Genomic DNA, 20,240 nt, shown 5'->3' on the forward strand with positions numbered 1-20,240 from the left:
ATATACTCCTTGCCTTTGCGGCAAGGAGTTTTTTGTATCCGCGGACACTGACACCAGGCGCTAATCAAGCTAGAAGGAGGGTAACCCATGAGCAGTGAGCAGCATGTGATTATGGATGAAACGGCAATCCGCCGCGCCCTGACAAGAATTGCGCATGAGATCCTGGAGAAGAACAAGGGCATTGAAGACTGCGTTCTGATCGGTATTCGGACCCGAGGTGTATTTTTGGCCAAGCGGATTGCAGAACGAATTGAAGAGATTGAAGGTACGCCGATACCTTGGGGTGAGATTGATGTAACCTCTTATCGGGATGACCGGGACGGAACGACACCGAAGCCGTGTGAGGAAGTGCTGATGTCATCATCGGAAGAGAAGATTAATGTCCACGACAAAAAAGTCATTCTGTTCGATGACGTGCTCTATACCGGCCGCACGATCCGGGCCGCGCTGGACGCGCTGATGGACTGCGGGCGGCCGCGGATGATTCAATTGGCTGTTCTTGCAGATCGCGGTCACCGCGAGCTGCCGATCCGGCCGGACTACATCGGCAAGAATGTGCCGACCTCCAAGCACGAAGAAATTACGGCAGCGCTTCAGGAGTATGACGGCAAGGACGAGGTCACCATCTCACAGAGAGAGGAACGATAATGATGAGTACCGCAACCGCGATCCAGGAGCGCAGCCTGCTGGGATTAAAGCATCTGAGCCGCGAGGACATTCTGGCGATTCTTGACCGGGCCTCATATTGGGAGCAGCAAAGCGAGAAGCTGGTGCCGATTCTGAACAAAAAGTTTGCTGTCAACATGTTTTTTGAGAACAGTACAAGAACGAGATTTTCTTTTGAAATGGCGCAGAAGAGGCTGGGTGTTCAGGTGATGAACTTCACCGCAGCGGCCTCCAGTGTCGAGAAGGGTGAATCCATTTACGATACAGTACGCACGCTGGAGTCCATGGGCGTGGATGCAGGTGTGGTCAGACTGAAGCCGTCCGGCGTGCTGCAGGAGCTGGCGCAGCGAGTGAGGATTCCACTGATTAATGCGGGAGACGGAAACAACGAGCATCCGACGCAGGCGCTGCTGGATTTATACACGATGCGCAAAGTGTTTGGCGAGCTGCAGGGCTTGACGGTGTCCATTATCGGAGATATTAAGCATAGCCGGGTCGCCAGATCCAATCTCTGGGCACTACAGAAGCTCGGAGCGAAGGTGCAGTTCTGCGCCCCGTCCGTGATGTCGGCTCCGGAGCTTGCCGAGCATGCTCCTTATGTAAGTATGGAAGAAGCCTTGAAGGCGGATGTCGTCATGATGCTGCGAGTGCAGCTGGAGCGGCATAGCGGCGGATTGTTTCAGTCCAGTGAGGAATACCGCGAGCAATACGGTCTAACCGAGGAACGGGCAGCCTCCTTATTGGGACATACCATTATTATGCATCCGGCTCCAGTTAACCGGAACGTGGAAATCGACGATGCCGTTGTTGAATGTGACCGCTCTTACATCTTCAGACAGATGGCACACGGCGTGCCAGTACGCATGGCGGTCATGGAACGGGCGATGAGGGATTAGCAGCAGGAATATTTTTTTCAGGGACAAAATTAATAAATATACACAAAACTGAATTATTATTATACAATATACAAGAAGCGGTCGCGCTTCTCCAGCGGAGGGGAACCTAAACGTGCTACAAATAATTAAGAACGCCAAGGTGATCAACGAAGAGGGACAGCTTCAGCTCCAGCACATTGTAATCGAGAACGGACAAATTCAAGCCATGATGAACGGCGATCAAGAGCTTCCCCAGCAGGGTGAGCAGGCTGAAATCGTGGATGCAGCAGGAAGGCTGGTAGCCCCGGGATTCATTGATATGCATGTTCACTTGAGAGAGCCGGGCTTTGAGCATAAGGAAACGATTGAAAGCGGCAGTCGTTCCGCTGTGAAAGGCGGCTTTACGACAATTGCCTGCATGCCGAACACCAAGCCGGTTACGGATACGGCGGAGACGGTATCCCTCATTCTGGAGAAGGCGAAGCAAGCTGGGCTTGCCAAGGTGCTGCCTTACGCCGCCATTACAGTCAACGAGCTGGGCCGGGAGCTTACCGATTTTGAAGCGTTGAAGGAAGCGGGAGCGATCGGCTTTACGGATGACGGCGTGGGTGTGCAGAACGCACAGATGATGAAGAACGCGATGAAAAAGGCGGTGTCTCTGGGCATGCCGGTTATCGCACACTGCGAAGACGACTCGCTCGTCAAGGGTGCATGTGTGACCGAAGGGGCTTTTGCAGAGCGCCACGGACTGAAAGGAATTCCGAACGAATCGGAAGCGATTCATGTCGGCCGTGATATTTTGCTCGCAGAAGCGACAGGAGTACACTACCATGTGTGCCATGTCAGCACAGAGCAGTCGGTTCGCCTGATCCGCCAGGCCAAGGCTATTGGAATCAAGGTAACCGCAGAGGTATGTCCGCATCATCTGGTGTTGTCCGATGAGGACATTCCCGGGCTGGACGCCAACTGGAAGATGAACCCGCCGCTGAGATCGCCGCGGGATGTACAGGCATGCATTGAGGGCCTGCTGGACGGTACCATTGACATGATTGTGACCGACCATGCTCCTCATAGTGAAGAGGAGAAGGCGAAAGGGATGGAGCTGGCTCCATTTGGAATCGTCGGGTTTGAAACCGCGTTTCCGCTGCTGTACACCAAGTTCGTCGAAACCGGTCAATGGACCCTGGAGTTTCTCATTCAGCGAATGACCAGTGATCCTGCACGCGTATTCGGCTTGAACAGCGGAGTGCTGAAGCCGGGGGCACCTGCAGACATCACGATGATTGATCTGGATCTGGAGCAGGCGGTTGACCCTGCAGCCTTTGCAACCAAGGGCCGCAACACCCCGTTTACAGGCTGGAAGCTCAAGGGCTGGCCGGTAATGACTTGGGTGGATGGAGAGCTGAAATACTCATAAAAAGAGTCCAGCTCAGTCACATTTAGGCGTTTGACATTATAAATTATTTAACATATAGATGACAGGAGTGAATGGAATGCAGGCACAGGCTAGATTGTTACTGGAGGATGGAACGCTGTTCAACGGCAAATCCTTCGGCGCAGATGCTGAAATGACTGGCGAAGTCGTATTTAACACAGGGATTACCGGATATCAGGAGGTGCTTTCCGACCCGTCCTACTGCGGTCAGATCGTGACCATGACGTATCCTTTGATTGGCAACTACGGGATTACACGGGATGACTTTGAAAGCATCCGTCCTTTTGTACACGGCTTTGTCGTCCGCCGGCATGAGCCTGTTCCAAGCAACTGGCGTGCAGAATACAGCGTGGACAGCCTGCTTAAAGAGTATGGTATCCCCGGCATCAGCGGCATTGACACCCGTATGCTGACCCGAATTATCCGCCACCATGGTACGATGAAGGGAATTCTGACCACGTCAAGCAAATCAGTCGAAGAGCTGATGGAGATGATGGCAGACACGTCGATTCCACAGCTGCGCAACCAGGTTGCGCGTACTTCAACTCCGCAAATGTTCACCAGCCCGGGTCAAAAAGAACGGATCGTTCTGGTTGACTTCGGCGCAAAAAGCGGCATTCTGCGTGAGCTGACTGCCCGCGGCTGTGACGTGATCGTGGTTCCGCATGATACCACGGCTGATGAAATCCGCCGCCTTCATCCGGACGGCATCCAGCTGTCCAACGGTCCTGGGGACCCGAAAGATGTTCCATATGCCGTGGATATGATTAAGGAATTGCTCGGAGAATACCCGATCTTCGGCATCTGCCTGGGTCACCAGCTATTCGCGCTGGCTTCCGGTGCAGACACCGAGAAGCTGAAGTTCGGCCATCGCGGCGGCAACCATCCGGTGAAAGAACTGGCGACAGACCGCTGCTACATCACTTCGCAGAACCATGGCTACACAGTGAAAGAGGATTCTGTGGCAAGCACTGATCTTGAAGTAACTCATATCAACAACAATGACAAAACCGTAGAAGGCCTGAAGCATAAGAAGTATCCGGCATTCTCCGTACAGTATCATCCGGAAGCTGCGCCAGGTCCTCATGACAGCAGCTACCTCTTCGATGATTTCCTGGAAATGATTCGTCAGCATAAAACCAATGAAATTCGCAAGCCGCGCCAGGCGGAACTCGCTGCAGCCGTGAAAGGAGCTCGCTAATATGCCTAAAAACGAACAACTCAAAAAAATTCTGGTTATCGGCTCTGGCCCGATCGTTATCGGTCAGGCTGCAGAATTTGACTATGCCGGTACCCAGGCTTGCGAGGCCTTGAAGGAAGAAGGCGTCGAGGTTGTCCTGATTAACAGCAACCCGGCCACCATCATGACCGATACCAATATGGCTGACAAAGTATACATTGAGCCCATTACGCTGGATTTTGTAACACAGATTATCCGCCAGGAGCGTCCGGATGGACTGCTTCCGACGCTTGGCGGCCAGACGGGCCTGAACATGGCGGTAGAGCTTGCTCGTGCCGGCATTCTGGAGCAGGAGAACGTGAAGCTGCTCGGAACCCAGCTGAACTCTATTGAGAAGGCGGAGGACCGTGATCTGTTCCGTGCACTTATGCATGAGCTGGAGCAGCCGGTTCCAGAGAGCACGATCGTAACTACTCTGCAGGAAGCGCTGGATTTCGCCGATGAAATCGGCTACCCGCTGATTGTGCGTCCGGCATACACCCTGGGCGGCACCGGCGGCGGTATTTGTGCGAATGAGGAGGAGCTGCGTGAGACTGTATCCTCCGGCATCCGCTACAGCCCGATCAACCAGTGTCTCGTCGAGAAGAGCATCGCCGGCATGAAAGAAGTAGAGTACGAGGTTATGCGGGACGCGAACGATAACTGTATCGTCGTTTGTAACATGGAGAACTTTGACCCTGTAGGCGTACACACCGGGGACAGTATCGTTGTGGCACCGAGCCAGACGCTGTCCGACCGTGAATACCAGATGCTGAGATCGGCATCCCTGAAAATTATTCGTGCCCTCAATATTGAAGGCGGATGTAATGTGCAGTTTGCGCTGGATCCAAACAGCTATCAATACTATGTTATCGAGGTAAATCCGCGGGTAAGCCGCTCTTCTGCGCTTGCATCCAAGGCAACAGGCTACCCGATTGCCAAAATGGCAGCGAAGATTGCGATGGGCTACACGCTGGATGAGCTTGTCAATCCGGTTACAGGCCAAACCTACGCTTGCTTTGAGCCAACCCTGGATTACATCGTCAGCAAAATTCCACGCTGGCCGTTCGACAAGTTCACTTCGGCCAACCGTAAGCTGGGCACGCAAATGAAGGCCACCGGCGAGGTTATGGCGATTGGCCGGACGTTTGAAGAGTCGATGCACAAAGCGGTTCGTTCCCTTGAAATCGGCGTGCACCGCATTCATCTGAAGGAGGCTGCTTCTCTGAGCGAGGAAGTTCTGCAGCAGCGCCTGATCAAGCCGGATGATGAGCGGATGTTCCTGGTTGCCGAGGCGTTCCGCCGCGGCTACGGACTGCAGCAAATTCAGGACCTTACCCATATCGACTGGTGGTTCCTTGACAAGCTGGAGGGCATTATCAAGTATGAGGAGCACATCCGCAGCGAAGCATCGCTGACTTATGAAACACTGTACGAAGCCAAGCGCATGGGCTTTACCGACCGCGCAATCGCCGAGCTTCGCACAGAAGGCGGGGCGTCCTCCCACACAACGGAAGAGTCCATTCGCTTCCTGCGTCATGAGCACGGACTTCGTCCGGTATACAAAATGGTAGACACCTGTGCGGCCGAGTTTGAAGCGTCCACGCCGTACTACTACTCTACGTATGAAACCGAAAATGAAGTGATCGGCTCTGCCAAAGAGAAGATTGTCGTGCTGGGATCAGGACCGATCCGTATCGGACAGGGCATCGAGTTCGACTACTCGACCGTCCATGCCGTATGGGCTATTCAAAAAGCCGGCTATGAAGCGGTGATTATTAACAACAACCCGGAGACCGTATCGACGGACTTCAGTACATCTGACAGACTGTACTTTGAGCCGCTGTTCTTCGAGGATGTCATGAATGTGATCGAGCAGGAGAAGCCAATCGGCGTTATTGTCCAGTTCGGGGGTCAAACGGCGATCAACCTGGCTGCGCCGCTCGCAAAAGCAGGCGTTAACATTCTGGGTACGAGTCTTGCCAGCATTGATGAGGCGGAGAACCGCAAGAAGTTCGAAGCGCTGCTCTCCCGTCTGAACATTGCACAGCCGCAGGGCAGCACCGTGACCTCGGTGGATGAAGCGGTAGGCACTGCGCAGTCGCTGGGCTATCCGGTACTGGTAAGACCGTCCTACGTTCTTGGCGGACGCGCGATGGAAATCGTCTACTCCGACAGCGAGCTGCTGGGATATATGGAGCAGGCTGTGAAGATTAATCCGGAGCATCCGGTATTGATTGACCGCTACATGCTGGGCAAAGAAGTGGAAGTGGATGCGATCTGTGACGGAGAGACCGTTCTGATTCCGGGTATCATGGAGCATGTGGAACGGGCAGGGGTTCACTCCGGCGACTCCATCGCTGTATACCCGCCGCAGTATCTGAGCCAGCAGCTGAAGGACAAGATTACGGAGATTACGATCAAGATTGCGAAGGAACTGCAAACCTACGGACTCGTCAACATCCAGTTTGTCATCTACAAGGATGAGGTGTACGTGATTGAGGTAAATCCTCGTTCTTCCCGGACGGTTCCATTCCTGAGCAAGGTGACGGGAATCCCGATGGCGAATCTCGCAACCCAGGCGATTCTGGGAAGCAAGCTGAAGGATCTGGGCTATCAGGAAGGCATGTGGCCAGAGAGCGAGTATGTATCGGTAAAGGTACCGGTATTCTCCTTCGCGAAGCTGCGCCGTGTTGAGCCAACCCTGGGTCCGGAAATGAAATCCACGGGTGAGGTTATGGGCCGTGACGTGAAATATGCCAAAGCACTTTACAAAGGTCTGATCGGTGCAGGCATGAAGATTCCTTCCACAGGAGCCATTGTAGCGACGATTGCCGACAAGGATAAAGCGGAGGCGACTGAACTGCTGAAGGGCTTCCACAAGCTGGGCTACAAAATTCTCGCGACAGGCGGTACTGCGAAGGCGCTGCAGGAAGCAGGGCTGGATGTAACGACGATCAACAAGCTGTCTGAGGGTGCCCCGAACATTTTGGATATGATCCGAACGGGTGAAGCGAACTTTGTCTTCAACACCTTGACCAAAGGCAAGACTCCGGAGCGTGACGGATTCCGAATCCGCCGTGAAGCGGTTGAGAACGGAGTCGTATGCATGACCTCTCTGGATACTGTACGTGAGCTGCTGACGATGCTGGAGACAATTAACTTCACTTCGGAAGCGATGCCGGTTCTACAGTAAAAAGAGGGAGGAATTTCATGAATACCGGTTATGAATCCATGGCGGGCCGCCTGATGGTGGCCCTGGATTATCCGGATGCTTCCCAAGCATCTGATTTGATCCGTCAGCTGGAAGGCATCCCGTGCTATATGAAGGTAGGTATGCAGCTTTTTTATGCGGCGGGACCTGATTTTGTCCGGGCGTTGAAAGCTAGGGGTTACCGTGTTTTTCTGGACGTGAAGATGCATGATATTCCCAACACTGTAAAGGGCGGCTCGCATAGCGTAACGCGTCTGGGTGTGGACATGTTTAATGTGCACGCAGCCGGGGGCGTGCAGATGATGGAAGCAGCCAAGGACGGGGCCGAAGCAGCCGTTGCGGAAACCCCGGGCCTTGTCATGCCCTCCATCATAGCGGTCACTCAGCTCACCAGCACGAGTCAGCAGATGATGAATGAGGAGATTGGCGTTTCCGGAACTGTAGAGGATGCGGTTGTTCGTTATGCTCAAATGGCGCAGCAGGCAGGCCTTCACGGTGTGGTAGCTTCTTCTCTCGAAGTGACAGCTATTGCAGCGGCGTGCGGTCCGCAGTTTCAGACCGTGACCCCAGGTATCCGTCCTGCCGGCAGCGGTATTGGCGATCAGTCCCGCGTGCTTACCCCTGGACAAGCGATTGCCCGCGGCAGCCATTATCTGGTGGTGGGACGTCCGATTACAGCTGCACAGAATCCGAGGGAAGCTGCAGAGCAAATTATAGAGGAGATGATGTTGACATGAATACCTTGAACGGAGTACCTCAGCAAATCGCATCGTATTTGCTGGAGATCGAAGCTGTCGCCCTGCGTCCGCATCAGCCCTTCACCTGGACATCCGGCATTCAATCTCCGATTTATTGCGATAACCGGCTGACCATGTCTCATCCACAAGTTCGGGACTTTATAGCGGAGAGCTTTGCGGCGATCATTCGGGAGCAGTTCCCGGACACGGACGTCATTGCAGGCACGGCAACAGCTGGCATCCCTCATGCTGCCTGGGTTGCCCAGAAGCTGAATCTGCCTATGGCCTATATCCGCGATAAGGCCAAGGGCCATGGCAAGGAGAATCTGATCGAAGGACAGATCAAGCCGGGTCAGAAGGCCATCGTAATTGAGGATCTAATCTCCACCGGGGGAAGCTCTATTAAAGCGGCGAAGGCTGTAGAGGAGGCCGGTGCACAGGTTCAAAGCGTCCTGGCGATTTTCAGCTATCAGCTGGACAAGGCCGAGAAGGCGTTTGAGGAAGCGGGTGTGCCGCTGCAAAGTCTTTCTAACTACACGGCGTTGACCGAAGTAGCTCTCGAAAAGGGTGTAATTCAGAAGGAAGATCTGGAGCTGCTGCAATCCTTTAGAGCCAATCCGGCTGCCTACGGCCAGAAGCAGTAGCGCATTTTTACTTAACTGGAGCTATATGACAAAGACCGAAGACGGCTGCCTGAGGGGCGGCTTTGAGCTTCGGTCTTTTTTTGCGTGGATGTAGGTGGAGGAGTGGCAATGATGACTCGTGATTTTTATATTACTATGATCATAAGTATAAAATATATTGAATTATAGCTTTGTATTAACATATAATTAGACTATAAGTGAAATAAAAGTATAAAAGAGGTGTGGTTATGCTCGCCATTGAAGCGGTAGGCCTCAGCAAGCAATATGGACAACGGATCGGGGTTACGGGACTGAATATGGAGGTGCGGCAAGGGGAAATCTTCGGGTTTATTGGCCCCAACGGAGCTGGAAAGTCTACAACCATCCGTATGCTCATGCAGCTGATTCATCCGACATCCGGATCCCTGCAGGTGCTGGGAGAGGCTCAGGATCGAGAAAAGCCGGAGCTGCGCAAGCGTATAGGCTATCTGCCGTCTGAAGTAATGCTCTATCCCCAAATGACGGGAAAGCAGGCGCTGGAGCTCACTGCCCGGGCTTACGGGCGGAGGCTCAAGGATACACCAGCCATGAATTACGCAGAACGGCTGCAGTGGAATCCGGATTTGAAAATGAAATCTTACTCATTGGGTAATCGGAAGAAGCTCGGTATCATCCTATCCCTGCTGCATCAGCCCGAGCTGCTTATTCTGGATGAGCCAACCTCTGGATTGGATCCGCTGATCCAGCGAGAGCTGTTTCAATTGCTGTCAGAGCTGAACCGTCAGGAGGGCATGACTATTTTTTTCTCGACGCATGTGTTATCTGAGGTGGAGAAGCTTTGTGAGCGGGTTGCTTTTATTAAGGAAGGACAGCTGCTGCGGGTCAATCGGCTTGAAGAGCTGTCTTCTGGTCGTACACACCGAGTCTCCGTGCAATTTGATACCCCGGGAGATCAGAGGGAGACCTTGCCGCTAAAGGAGCTGGATGCTCAAATACAGTTTGACGGCATATATCATACGCTGGAGGCATCAGGACCGAAGCTGTCTTCGCTGCTTGCCGCGTTGTCGGGATTGCCGGTGCAGGATCTGGAAATTCGCCGGCCGACGCTGGAGGAGCTGTTCATGGACGATTACAGGGCACGTAATGAAGAGGGGGAAGAAGCGTGAGCTGGAACATTGTTTCTCATGAGCTGCGGCAGAATCGACGTGCTTTTTTTACGTGTCTTGGGGTAACGGTCGTCTTCATTCTGCTGCTGCTGGCTAAGGCAGATGCATTCGTGGATAATCCCGAAATGGAGCGACTGCTGGGAAGCATGCCGCCGGGATTGGTTCAGGCCTTTGGTCTGGATGTCGAAAGCTTCCGCACGCTGCAGGGGTATTTGGCGACACAGGTGTTTCCATATTTCATCGTGATTTTATCTTCATTTGCTGCTGCCTGGGCTGCGGGGAGCATTGCCAAGGAGAAGGATCGCGGCACAGGTGAATACCTGTTCACGCTTCCATACCGTCGTTCGGGTATATTCTGGTCCAAAGCGGCAGCGCACTGGATTTATATGAGCCTGGTGTATATTGCAGGCAGCGGCGTTTTGCTGGCGCTTCTTTACAGCAAGGCATCGGGGGAGCTTTCATGGGACCAAGTGCTTTTGCTGCTGTGGTCGGGCTACTTGCTCGTGCTGTGCTTTATGGGGATTGGGTATATGCTGACCTCGTGGTTTGCTTCCGATCGGACGGCTGTGGGGATTGCGTGCGGGGTGGCTGTACTGGCTTTTTTCCTGGATATGCTGTCCGGGAGTAGCGAATGGATGGAGCTGATCGCACTGCTCTCTCCGTATCAGCTGGTGGATGCAACAGATATCGTCAGCGGCGGGGGACTGGGCGCGGCAGGGTGGCTGGTGCCGTTAGGCCTGTATGCTGCCGGGCTGGTCGTGGGTGTTGCGCTGCTGCAGAGAAAGGATATTCCGTAGATGACCACTGCGAAACGAAAAGCGATGCTGGAGGCCGGCAAGTCTCTATTTCTATCCCAAGGCATCATGCAGACAAGCATGGAGGAGATTGCTGAAGCTGTACCGGTGTCGAAGATGACGGTATATAATCATTTTCAGAGTAAAGAAGGCCTCCTGGATCAGGTTGTGGATTTAATGATAGCAGAGTCCTGGGCTCAGCTTCAGGAGCTGCTGGATGAGGCGAAGGACCCTCTGGAAGCATTTACGAGGCTGTATCAAGAGCAGGAACGCTTCTCTCCGGCCGTCAGTGAGCCATTCGTATCGGATCTGACAAAATTTCCGGAGCAGATGGACAAAATGCTGTCTTTTCATCAACAAAAGGTGCTTCCTGAGCTGCAGCTTCTGATTTTTAAAGGTCAGCAAAAAGGGCAGATCCGTAAGGATATTTCTCCCCATATTCTCGTGGCCTTTCTTAGCTTCATCAAAGAATACTCTGCACGAGTACCCTGGTATGAAGGATTGGGAAGCCCTAATGCTGTGGGGGAGCAAATGATGCGCATTCTTTATTACGGCTTTCTTGAGCCGGACTCCCGGAGTTCTGCAGCTTCTGCTGCTGAACCGGAGCTTACCGGTACCGCTGATGATCCCGATAGGGATGACAGAAAAGAGGCTTCTGCGGTAAAGTCTCCGGATGATAAATTACGATCTATGGAAGCTTGTGAAGCTGAAGAATGATCAGGGTGAGCAGCATGTAATCGGGCTCTTTGGGCATACTAACGACACTGCGTTAGACATGCTCAAAGGGAGATGATACCAATGAACTGGGTTTATTATGGCAAGCTGTATACCACCAAATTCCAGGCAGGCTGCTTCGCCAAGCGGTTGGAGCAGGATGCCTGGCTGTTTGGCTATGGCGATCCTCGGGCCGTTGAAGTGTACCGCTCTCGAAAGGGCAAATATGGAGTCCGATATCTTCCTTAAATTCATAACTGGCAAAGATAACCCGAGGCCACACTGTGAATTCCAGAATTTCAGACTTGACTTGCTGCTGCGAGATCATGTATATTATTTATTGTCGCTGTTTGATTTTTTATTGACGCGGGGTGGAGCAGCTCGGTAGCTCGTCGGGCTCATAACCCGAAGGCCGCAGGTTCAAATCCTGCCCCCGCAACCAATGTTCTTACTTGACAATGTACTTATAGGATTTGGTATATGATCAGGGCCCTTAGCTCAGTTGGTTAGAGCGGTCGGCTCATAACCGACTGGTCGGGGGTTCGAGTCCCTCAGGGCCCACTTATTGAAAAACCCTTGCGCTGCAAGGGTTTTTTGCTGTTTATGGGGGTTGTTAGGTTGGTTGTAGATGAGTAGCTTTTGATCGGAATTTTTGATTTGCTAACGGATTTGCTAACGGGATCATTTTAATTGCTTGTTCCGGCAAATTTATTGAGCTCAGCTTCGATTCGATCGACTGCTTCATCCTGCATTGTCGGCAGCAGATGCGAATACCGTTCTTTAAACATTGCAGGAGTCATTCCTAATCGTTCGGCAGCTACTTTAGGGTTGATACCTATTTTCAGTAAAAATGAAGCGTGTGTATGACCGAGGTCGTGGAAGCGAATTTTTTTAACACCGGCCTTTCTAACGAGTACATCCATTCCTTCAGTAATACGTTTTGGTTTTATCGGCCCGCCAGTCGGATAACAATAATAGATGCTCATATTAATGCTACAGAACTCTGTTTGAGCAGACTGGTGATCCCGTGTGGGAGTTCCTTGCTGAATTTGCAAGACATCGGCAAGTTGTACCTAAACCAAGAATACGTATATGATACTAATGAGGTTGTACAACCTCAATAGTATCATAACAATTTGAAAGGAGGTTAATAATTTTGAATCTTTTCGCTGTAACGAGTGCTATAGTATATTCTACTGAGGACAAGCACAAAGTAGAAAAAGTTATAAAGGATCATGGAGCAACTGTAACGGAATTTTTGGATCTTACTGTTGGAGATAGTCATCATTATTCTTATCTAATTAAAATGACGTATGACAGTCATACAATTGGGGGATTTATTAAGGATCTAAATGGAGTTGTTCCCTATATCACTAATGACTCTTTTGGCTTTTCTATCTTTTATGAAGAAGAAGAATTCAAAAGGTCCCCTATCTTCAGCATCCGGTCTATTGGAAATAAAGCAGACTTATATCTCCAAACACCTAAAATTAAACTTGAAAAATTCTGTGATTTATGCAATCGCAAGAAGTACATGGAAGATCAGAATATAACTATAGATGTAAACAAGTTGATGAAAAATCCTATAATGTTTGTTAATCATTTTTTTGTCGTATCAGAGAATTTAGCAAATTTATTGCGCGAGTCTGATCTAACAGGCTATAACCTAATTCAAGTTTTACATAAAGGCAGAAAAGAGGCGAAAATACGGGGTTATCAAATAATGCCTACGAACGTTCTGCCTAAACAGTGCATTCCAGATGATTTTTTATCAGATCCTTATATCTTGAACCAAGATAGACGTTGCACGGAATGCAAACTTGGTGGCCATCGTTTTCCGCCATATTACTATAACCCTAATGATATTAAGGAAGTATTGGATTTTAATTTTACTTATGAATTCAAAAGCTCAGATTATGTATATAGAAATACTTTGGTAAGTAGACGTGTTATAGATTTTTTTGTGAATGAAAATTATCTAATTAATGTAGTTAGAAATACATATACATGGGGAGAAAAGGATTGGGTGCTTGAACCTATCTTGTTTAATTCGGATTGTTGAATCGTTACTGACCGTAGGCGCCGCTGTTTATCTCCTCATCTTTTTCCAATATCTAATAAATAGGATAGCAAGAAGCAAGATACTGGCTAGACCTAGCTCAATTCCACTAAATTCTTTCTTTATAAAATATCTTGACACAAAAATTCCTCCGAAAAGTACAGTGCCTCCAATACACAAATGCAATAAATATTCGATCTTCTTCAAGCAGCTACACCTCATTTCGAAAAAGATTTGATTCCTATGAAGGATGACATTCAGCGTGAACATATTTTATGCAAAAAGAAACTGGGCGCTTAGCAGCATACACAGGAGCCCAAATATCACAACGCCTTTAGCAATGATTCGGATAAACCAACGATGCAAATCGTCGTTTTCTGTATCCAATCCGAGCATTTGCAGCCAGCCCCATTCCGGATTTCTGACCGCATAAATGCCAAATATTACTGTAATCAAGCCCAATATGAAACTAAAGATAAATAGCCCGAGACTGGAAGAATCGAAAAAAGAAAGCGCTCCTGACAGTGACATCACAATGCCTAAAAAAATGGTGAGCAGAGCACCGATTCGTTCTTTTAGCAATTCTTCTTTGCTTCGAACTACTTCCTCCGGAATTTGGGAGAACCAGCGAAGAAGATCAGCATCAGGATGGCGAAATATTTGAATTCCAACATACAACAGTGTTAATCCCAGAACCATGGAAAACATCTCAATCACCTCGTAAAAAGGACTACGTAGGCGCGTTGATAAAGTTCCATATACTTCCTTAGTGCACCGTCACATCGATATTTAGCCATTGATTAGAGAACTAGTGTTCGGGTATAATAAGTATATAACACAAACAAGTGTTCTCTTTTATTGGATGAGGAGGGGCTGTTCATGAATAATATACGCAAGTACATTGGAGATATTGTTGAAATTATTTATATAGACCGGCTGGGAGCGATCACGCAGCGGGAGATCGAAGTGCTTGGCGTTAGGGGCCATCTGGTACGGGCAGATTGCTTGAAGTCAGGTGCTCCAAGGGTGTTTCGAACAGAGAACATTTTGGCTATGCGTCGTAAGAAAGGCACGAACCGCGCTTCTTGAATGTAAGGCTTGGACCTTGTTTCGGGTACAAGGAGTTGATGGTTTTGGATTGTTATTTTGCAGTAAAGGTATCATACCGACGACATTCGCCACATACAGTCAGGTATAACTCTACAAAGAGGTGACGATCCTTGTTCTTTCATATTAAAGAGCTGCAATATCATGCTAAGCCAGACTGCCCGGATCCGGTATTTGCGAGAAGGCTGCAGGAGGTATTGGGAGGTCAATTTGGAGAAATCACGGTGGCGATGCAGTATTTATTTCAGGGCTGGAACGTGCGTGGGGACGGCAAGTATAAGGATTTGCTGATGGATACCGCGACGGAAGAGCTGGCTCATGTTGAGATGCTTGCTACCATGATCGCCCGGCTGCTGGAGAATGCACCCATGGAAACGCTGGAGCAGGCGATGGGAGATCCGGTGGTGGCTGCCATTATCGGGGGGAGTAATCCACAGCATGCGATCGTTACGGGTCTGGGTGCGGCGCCGTCTGACAGCAACGGTTACCCCTGGAATGGTAAATACATTGCCGCGAGCGGGAATTTGTTAGCTGATTTCCGCATGAATCTAACGGCCGAGTCCCAGGGGCGTCTTCAGGTATCCCGATTGTACCAGATGACGAATGACCGTGGCGTGCGTGATATGCTGTCTTGGCTTCTGGCGAGAGACACCATGCATCAGAATCAGTGGATTGCTGCAATTCGGGAGCTGGAGGAGAAGGAAGGGGTAATTGTTCCGTCTACCTTCCCGAAGGAATGCGAGATTCAAGCGGTGTCCCATGTGCTGTATAACTTCTCCCGGGGAGACGCCAGCGCCTGCGGGCCATGGGCTCAGGGTACGGCACCGGATGGAGGAACATTCCAATACGTTGCACATCCGGAGCCGCTTGCGCCTGCACCACAGCTTCCACCAGCACCGCCATATGTTTTTGATACGCCTCCTCACGTGTTGAGGGATCAGAATCCGGGACCCCATCAGCCCCCAATGGCTTAGACATTTCGTGCCCGGCCATACATAGAGATCCTGATGGTTTTTACTTTAGAGCATATACCATAGATGCTGCGGATATCGCAGTGTCTTTTTGTTGTTTACAAACTGGAGCACGATTACTATAATGGAGATTGTTAAAAGAGCTAAAGACTGCAGCGATGCACTTTGAGCGATTAAAGGGATGTTTATTCCTTTAATCGCTTTTTTTATGGTGATTTATCGCCAGGTGGAGGAATGAAAGAGGATGAAAAAAAGACTATACGATATGCTGATGCTGATCATCGGCGGATTTTTGTTCGCGCTGGCTGTGAATGTATTCGTCATCCCGAATGATTTTGGGGAGGGCGGAGTGACCGGGATCTCGATTATCCTTTACTATTTGCTGGGCTGGTCACCTGCGGTGGTTAGCATCGTGTTGAATGGGATCTTGCTGCTGGTCGGTTACAAGCTGCTGGATAAAACAACTACCGTGTACACGATCATTGCGGTGGGCTTTAATGCGCTGTTTCTCCATTTGACGGAGCATTGGCGGATAGCTTCAAGTGAGCCGGTTATTAACGCTATTTTTGCGGGCCTGCTGGCAGGTGTCGGGATCGGGCTGATCATCCGGGTAGGCGGTACGACGGCCGGCACGACGATTTTGGCGCGGCTGGCGACGAAGTATTGGGACTGGAATGTGAGCTATGCGTTGCTGTTTTTTGACCTGATTGTGGCGGCAATTTCAGTATTTGTTATTGGTGTGGAAAAGGTGATGTTCACCGTGGTCCTTTTGTACATCGGAACGAAAGCTATGGAATTTATTATTGAGGGCTTGAATCCGAAAAAAGCGGTCACAATTATATCCAGCCATCATGACCGGATTGCCGTTCGGGTGATGGAATTGCTGGATCGGGGAGTGACCGTACTGAGGGGATATGGCTATTATACAGGCCAGCCCAAGGATGTGCTGTATATCGTCATCAGCAAGCAGGAAATCGCCATGCTGAAAAAAATTGTCCGCGCCGAGGACAAGAATGCCTTCGTCAGTATTCATGACGTGCGGGATGTGTTCGGGGAAGGCTTTATTGATATTTCTAAATAGCTGCCAATCATTTGTCGTTGACAATGAGCTGCCAAGCATGTTATTATCGTTCTTGTCGCCAAGACGATATATCATGCCGGGGTGGCGGAATTGGCAGACGCACAGGACTTAAAATCCTGCGGTAGGTGACTACCGTACGGGTTCGACCCCCGTCCTCGGCATACAAGCGGAAAAATGCGCTCACATCAACGGAAAATTGGGCGGAATAGCGGTGAGGTCCTTCGTATCTGTAACGGAACATTCCGCAGGTACGCAGGACTCGCGCAAGGTACTCGAAGACGTCTCCGAATAAGGAGGCGTTTTTGTTTTGTCCAGATTACGGATTATAGAACCGGAAGAATCCGCCTGTCCGCATTGGCGCGAGGTCCTATCGGAGTTCCAGCGCCATAAGCAGTTAGACGGAATCAGCGAACAGACGGCGCACGATTACGATCGAACCGTCAATTTACTATTCAAGCGGTATCCTAACGCCTGGGATTCGATGGAGGCGCTTAAGGAAGCTGTATTTACGCATATGTCCGATGATATTAAGCCGGCCACGTTTAACAGCCGTTTAACCTATCTTCGCGCATTCTTTAAATACTGCGTAGGACAAGGGTATATCTCCGCAAATCCACTCGCCAATCTAAAGAAACGCAAGATAGAGAATCGGGCGGTAGCAGTCGAAACAGACGTTTTAAAGTCGCTGCTGGACGCGCCAGACCAGAAGACATTCGCAGGCTTGCGAGATTACACGTTAATCCTTTTGACGCTGGACACCGGCATACGGCCGTCGGAGGCATTGTCCTTGTTGCCGCAAGACTTCAATTATTCCGCGCAAGAAATCTACGTTCCGTCAAAGGTAGCGAAGAGTAGAATCGCGCGTACTTTACCTATTTGCGACATCACAATCAAATCTATTCGCAAACTTATATCGGTCAGAGCGGAAGAATGGGCGGATGATGTTCCGATATTCTGTACGTATGAAGGACGGAAATTAAATCGCCATACCTGGGGCGACCGCTTGGAGTTATACGGTAAACAAATCGGAAAGCATATCCGTCCGTATGATCTGCGTCATGTATTTGCGCTAGAGTTCTTACGGAATGGCGCGAATGCCTTTGCGACACAGCGAGCGCTCGGCCATGCGACTATGGATATGACAAGGCGGTATATTGCGCTCGTTAACGACGATCTCAAAGCGCAGCATTCGAAGGCGAGTCCGGTACAGAAGCTGACCGCTAAAACTAAGCGGAGAGGTGCGATAACATGACGAAGCCATCAGGCGGCATCGTCCGCGTCCAGAAGCGTGATAGCGGCTACGCAATCATAGATCCGTGGTTCTTATCGGACGAGCGTTTAACGTGGAAGTCGAAAGGGTTACTTGCGTATCTGTTGTCTAAGCCGTCAAACTGGCAGGTATATGTTACGGATCTCGTTAAACGGTCGAAAGACGGAAGGGACGCCGTGTATTCCGCACTTAAGCAGCTTGAAGAATGCGGATATGTCGAGCGTAGTCAGAAACGTAATGAAGATACGAAGAAGATTGAAGGGATGGAAACAATCGTATATGAGCGGCCGATCATTGATGAGCCAGGTCCTGACTTTCCTCTTACGGATTTTCCCGACATGGCTAAGCCGGACGCGGATAATTCGACACAAGTAATTAATGATTTAAATATTAATGACTCTAAGAAAAAAATGAATAAGAGCGCCACTGCCGATATTCTTAAATCGCTATCGAAAGCATTACGAAAACTGCCGCTGAACGATACCGCGACTCTATACGACCAATACTTTGCCGATATATACGCGATGCTGACGCGTAGGTTTAGCGGTCAATTAGAGCCGGAGGCTATAGGATTAGCCGCGGATCGTTATTTCCAGAAGGCCGTTGATCTGCGGACAGGGTTGCCGAAGGAAAGCGTATATTCGCCGGTGGGCGTCTTCTACGATTGCTATGCGGAGGCAGTGGCGGAGTGGACCGCGGAACAGTTCAAGCGGAAATGCTCCGGATAAAGAAAAATAAAGTGCTTGGTAAATTGTACCTTTGCATAGTAAAATATAACCATATTTTTGTTTATGAAGGGTGGTTATTATGTTGGATAATGTTGAGGTAGAATCGCTAAGTCAACAACAGCAGGTTATGCAGCCAAAGAACGATAAGCGAGTGTTACCGCTAGTCTCGTTAGTCTTGGTTATAGTATCTATTATAGGGTTGGTCGTGGTTTGGTATGGTGTATCAGCCAAGATTGAAACCTTAAACGAAGATTTGGCTGCATTAACTAAACAGAATGAAACATATAAGGCTGAAAATACGAGCTTAAAAAAAGACCAGGAGAGCATGAGAGAGGCTTTTGAATTAATTAGAAACGTGGTCTTAATGAATACTATATCTCACTCTATTGAAGGTGCAGTAGTGACAGATGATTTTATAGTTGAGAAAGTATATTTCAATGTAGGAGAAAACGGAAATCTAAATAACGTAGTAATTGACGTTGATAACCAACCGGATATGGCATATGTTTACGAAGGTAAAGGCGCATATGAATTAACTGATCGTGAGGTTAGAGCGAAATCTGATGCCATAATAGACGCGGTTATTGAGAGATATGCCAGCACTGAAAACTTACCACTTTGGGACGATAACACTTACGTTAGTGTCACAGTTAAGAACTATGAGATTGGAACAAAGCAAAGCGGAGAATTTAAACTTATTGGAGAAAATAAATAGGCAGATCTAAGCGCCCGGCTCGTAGTGGTCGGGCGCTCAATCTATATACTAATTGGATAATGTAACTTCGCTGGTGTGCGCTTTTTCTTTTTATACTAACGCGATGGAGGCGTATTATGGACGAGAATAATGACGTTAAATTTACGAAGAAGGATTTCGCAGTCCTCGGATATATTCTGCTTGGTATCGCGATCGTTACGGTAATTATGACGTGGATTAGTAATAACAATACGGATCGGACGAGCGTCCCGCCGGCATTGCCGAAAACGTACGCGCTTAACGAAACGCTTATCGACGGCGCATTCTCATATAAGGTAACAGGCGCAGAACGCGACGGGCAACTTGTAACGGTGAATGTGCGCGCGGTAAACGAGTCCGACGAAGCTAAGACGTTATATACCGGCACAATGAAGCTACGCGACGACAGCGGTCGCACATATGATTACGATACGGATTACCTGGCGGAAGGTACGCTCAATCCCGGAATCGAAGCGGAAGGGCGCATAACGTTTAAGGTGCCGGAGGATGCGAGCGGACTGCAGGCGCTGGTGAATACGGATGTGCTTGGCGCGATGTACGGCGATGGCGCAGGCTATACGAAAGTAAATATCGGATTGTAAACATAGCTAGGGGTGGGCCTGGCTCTATACGTATTCAGTACACTATAACGAATATTACCCTTGAATTAGCGCTTCTAACTCGTCCAAAGGGGCATTATACCTCTGTGATAAAGGAGCGCTATTACCACGATGAAATTCGCTAAAGTGTACGCTTGCAGTAACCGAATGTTAACGTTTAAAATTAGCTTACAAAATAGGAAAGTGGTGACAGCGGATGAAGTAACCCGCAATATTTACATACGCAGA

The 20,240-nt window shown here is 49.7% G+C and carries 21 protein-coding genes and 3 tRNA genes; 22 read left to right on the forward strand and 2 right to left on the reverse strand.

Translation table 11 applies throughout. The features are described from left to right. Window positions 1–87: 87 nt before the first annotated feature. The 13 genes from pyrR to E6C60_RS07685 all read left to right on the forward strand — a co-directional run bounded on the left by pyrR (window position 88) and on the right by E6C60_RS07685 (window position 12,004). Window positions 88–648 carry a bifunctional pyr operon transcriptional regulator/uracil phosphoribosyltransferase PyrR gene (gene pyrR, locus E6C60_RS07630; protein ID WP_138225315.1) on the forward strand — a complete coding sequence of 187 codons (561 nt, stop codon included), beginning with the start codon at window positions 88–90 and terminating at the stop codon, window positions 646–648. A gap of 2 nt (window positions 649–650) precedes the next feature. Then, the gene (locus E6C60_RS07635; protein ID WP_407669154.1) at window positions 651–1,562 is read left to right on the forward strand and encodes an aspartate carbamoyltransferase catalytic subunit; all 912 of its coding nucleotides are present in this window, start codon (window positions 651–653) and stop codon (window positions 1,560–1,562) included. Between the two features lie 112 nt (window positions 1,563–1,674). Next, complete coding sequence (locus E6C60_RS07640; RefSeq protein WP_138225317.1) at window positions 1,675–2,958, forward strand: dihydroorotase; 1,284 nt, start codon at window positions 1,675–1,677, stop codon at window positions 2,956–2,958. A 76-nt stretch (window positions 2,959–3,034) separates the two neighbouring features. Continuing rightward, complete coding sequence (gene carA, locus E6C60_RS07645) at window positions 3,035–4,177, forward strand: glutamine-hydrolyzing carbamoyl-phosphate synthase small subunit (RefSeq protein ID WP_138225318.1); 1,143 nt, start codon at window positions 3,035–3,037, stop codon at window positions 4,175–4,177. Between the two features lies 1 nt (window position 4,178). Beyond that, a complete protein-coding gene (carB, locus tag E6C60_RS07650) occupies window positions 4,179–7,391 on the forward strand; it encodes a carbamoyl-phosphate synthase large subunit (RefSeq protein ID WP_138225319.1) in 3,213 nt (1,070 codons plus the stop codon). Window positions 7,392–7,408: 17 nt separating this feature from the next. Beyond that, window positions 7,409–8,146 carry an orotidine-5'-phosphate decarboxylase gene (gene pyrF / locus E6C60_RS07655; protein WP_138225320.1) on the forward strand — a complete coding sequence of 246 codons (738 nt, stop codon included), beginning with the start codon at window positions 7,409–7,411 and terminating at the stop codon, window positions 8,144–8,146. Continuing rightward, complete coding sequence (gene pyrE, locus E6C60_RS07660; protein ID WP_138225321.1) at window positions 8,143–8,790, forward strand: orotate phosphoribosyltransferase; 648 nt, start codon at window positions 8,143–8,145, stop codon at window positions 8,788–8,790. Before pyrF ends, pyrE begins: the two co-directional genes overlap by 4 nt. 227 nt (window positions 8,791–9,017) lie before the next feature. Further along, a complete protein-coding gene (locus E6C60_RS07665) occupies window positions 9,018–9,935 on the forward strand; it encodes an ABC transporter ATP-binding protein (RefSeq protein ID WP_138225322.1) in 918 nt (305 codons plus the stop codon). After that, window positions 9,932–10,732 carry an ABC transporter permease subunit gene (locus E6C60_RS07670; protein WP_138225323.1) on the forward strand — a complete coding sequence of 267 codons (801 nt, stop codon included), beginning with the start codon at window positions 9,932–9,934 and terminating at the stop codon, window positions 10,730–10,732. The genes E6C60_RS07665 and E6C60_RS07670 overlap by 4 nt, the downstream gene beginning before the upstream one ends. Continuing rightward, window positions 10,733–11,446 carry a TetR/AcrR family transcriptional regulator gene (locus E6C60_RS07675; protein WP_138225324.1) on the forward strand — a complete coding sequence of 238 codons (714 nt, stop codon included), beginning with the start codon at window positions 10,733–10,735 and terminating at the stop codon, window positions 11,444–11,446. Window positions 11,447–11,527: 81 nt separating this feature from the next. Further along, window positions 11,528–11,692, forward strand: a complete 165-nt coding sequence (locus E6C60_RS20895; RefSeq protein ID WP_175415243.1) for a hypothetical protein — start codon at window positions 11,528–11,530, stop codon at window positions 11,690–11,692. A 116-nt stretch (window positions 11,693–11,808) separates the two neighbouring features. Then, window positions 11,809–11,885 (forward strand) — tRNA-Met (locus E6C60_RS07680). A gap of 45 nt (window positions 11,886–11,930) precedes the next feature. After that, a tRNA-Ile gene (locus E6C60_RS07685) sits at window positions 11,931–12,004 on the forward strand. A gap of 125 nt (window positions 12,005–12,129) precedes the next feature. On the opposite strand, the gene E6C60_RS07690 is transcribed toward E6C60_RS07685, so the two are convergent. Beyond that, complete coding sequence (locus tag E6C60_RS07690; RefSeq protein WP_233281175.1) at window positions 12,130–12,429, reverse strand: site-specific integrase; 300 nt, start codon at window positions 12,427–12,429, stop codon at window positions 12,130–12,132. Between the two features lie 170 nt (window positions 12,430–12,599). On the opposite strand from E6C60_RS07690, the gene E6C60_RS07695 reads away from it, so the two are divergent. Further along, window positions 12,600–13,505: a hypothetical protein gene (locus E6C60_RS07695; RefSeq protein ID WP_138225325.1), complete on the forward strand. Its 906-nt coding sequence runs from the start codon at window positions 12,600–12,602 to the stop codon at window positions 13,503–13,505. Window positions 13,506–13,775: 270 nt separating this feature from the next. Here the strand turns inward: E6C60_RS07695 and E6C60_RS07700 are convergent, their stop codons facing one another. Then, a complete protein-coding gene (locus E6C60_RS07700) occupies window positions 13,776–14,210 on the reverse strand; it encodes a hypothetical protein (RefSeq protein WP_138225326.1) in 435 nt (144 codons plus the stop codon). Between the two features lie 171 nt (window positions 14,211–14,381). Between E6C60_RS07700 and E6C60_RS07705 the strand changes: the two genes are divergently transcribed. From E6C60_RS07705 to E6C60_RS07740, 8 genes are all read left to right on the forward strand, one after another. Further along, complete coding sequence (locus E6C60_RS07705; RefSeq protein ID WP_138225327.1) at window positions 14,382–14,591, forward strand: hypothetical protein; 210 nt, start codon at window positions 14,382–14,384, stop codon at window positions 14,589–14,591. 131 nt (window positions 14,592–14,722) lie between these two features. Then, complete coding sequence (locus tag E6C60_RS07710; protein WP_138225328.1) at window positions 14,723–15,583, forward strand: manganese catalase; 861 nt, start codon at window positions 14,723–14,725, stop codon at window positions 15,581–15,583. A gap of 241 nt (window positions 15,584–15,824) precedes the next feature. After that, window positions 15,825–16,661, forward strand: a complete 837-nt coding sequence (locus E6C60_RS07715; RefSeq protein WP_138225329.1) for a YitT family protein — start codon at window positions 15,825–15,827, stop codon at window positions 16,659–16,661. A 75-nt stretch (window positions 16,662–16,736) separates the two neighbouring features. Beyond that, window positions 16,737–16,822: transfer RNA gene (locus E6C60_RS07720), tRNA-Leu, on the forward strand. A gap of 146 nt (window positions 16,823–16,968) precedes the next feature. Then, window positions 16,969–17,913 (forward strand): tyrosine-type recombinase/integrase, encoded by a 945-nt coding sequence (locus E6C60_RS07725; RefSeq protein WP_138225330.1) that lies wholly within the window; start codon window positions 16,969–16,971, stop codon window positions 17,911–17,913. Next, a complete protein-coding gene (locus E6C60_RS07730; RefSeq protein ID WP_138225331.1) occupies window positions 17,910–18,659 on the forward strand; it encodes a helix-turn-helix domain-containing protein in 750 nt (249 codons plus the stop codon). The genes E6C60_RS07725 and E6C60_RS07730 overlap by 4 nt, the downstream gene beginning before the upstream one ends. Window positions 18,660–18,834: 175 nt before the next feature. Then, on the forward strand, window positions 18,835–19,374 hold the full coding sequence (locus tag E6C60_RS07735; RefSeq protein WP_217496392.1) for a hypothetical protein: 540 nt from the start codon (window positions 18,835–18,837) through the stop codon (window positions 19,372–19,374). A 116-nt stretch (window positions 19,375–19,490) separates the two neighbouring features. After that, the gene (locus E6C60_RS07740) at window positions 19,491–19,994 is read left to right on the forward strand and encodes a DUF4352 domain-containing protein (RefSeq protein WP_138225333.1); all 504 of its coding nucleotides are present in this window, start codon (window positions 19,491–19,493) and stop codon (window positions 19,992–19,994) included. The last annotated feature ends 246 nt before the right edge of the window (window positions 19,995–20,240 follow it).

The sequence above is a fragment of the Paenibacillus algicola genome (assembly GCF_005577435.1).
GTDB classification, from domain to species: Bacteria; Bacillota; Bacilli; order Paenibacillales; family Paenibacillaceae; genus Paenibacillus_AQ; species Paenibacillus_AQ algicola.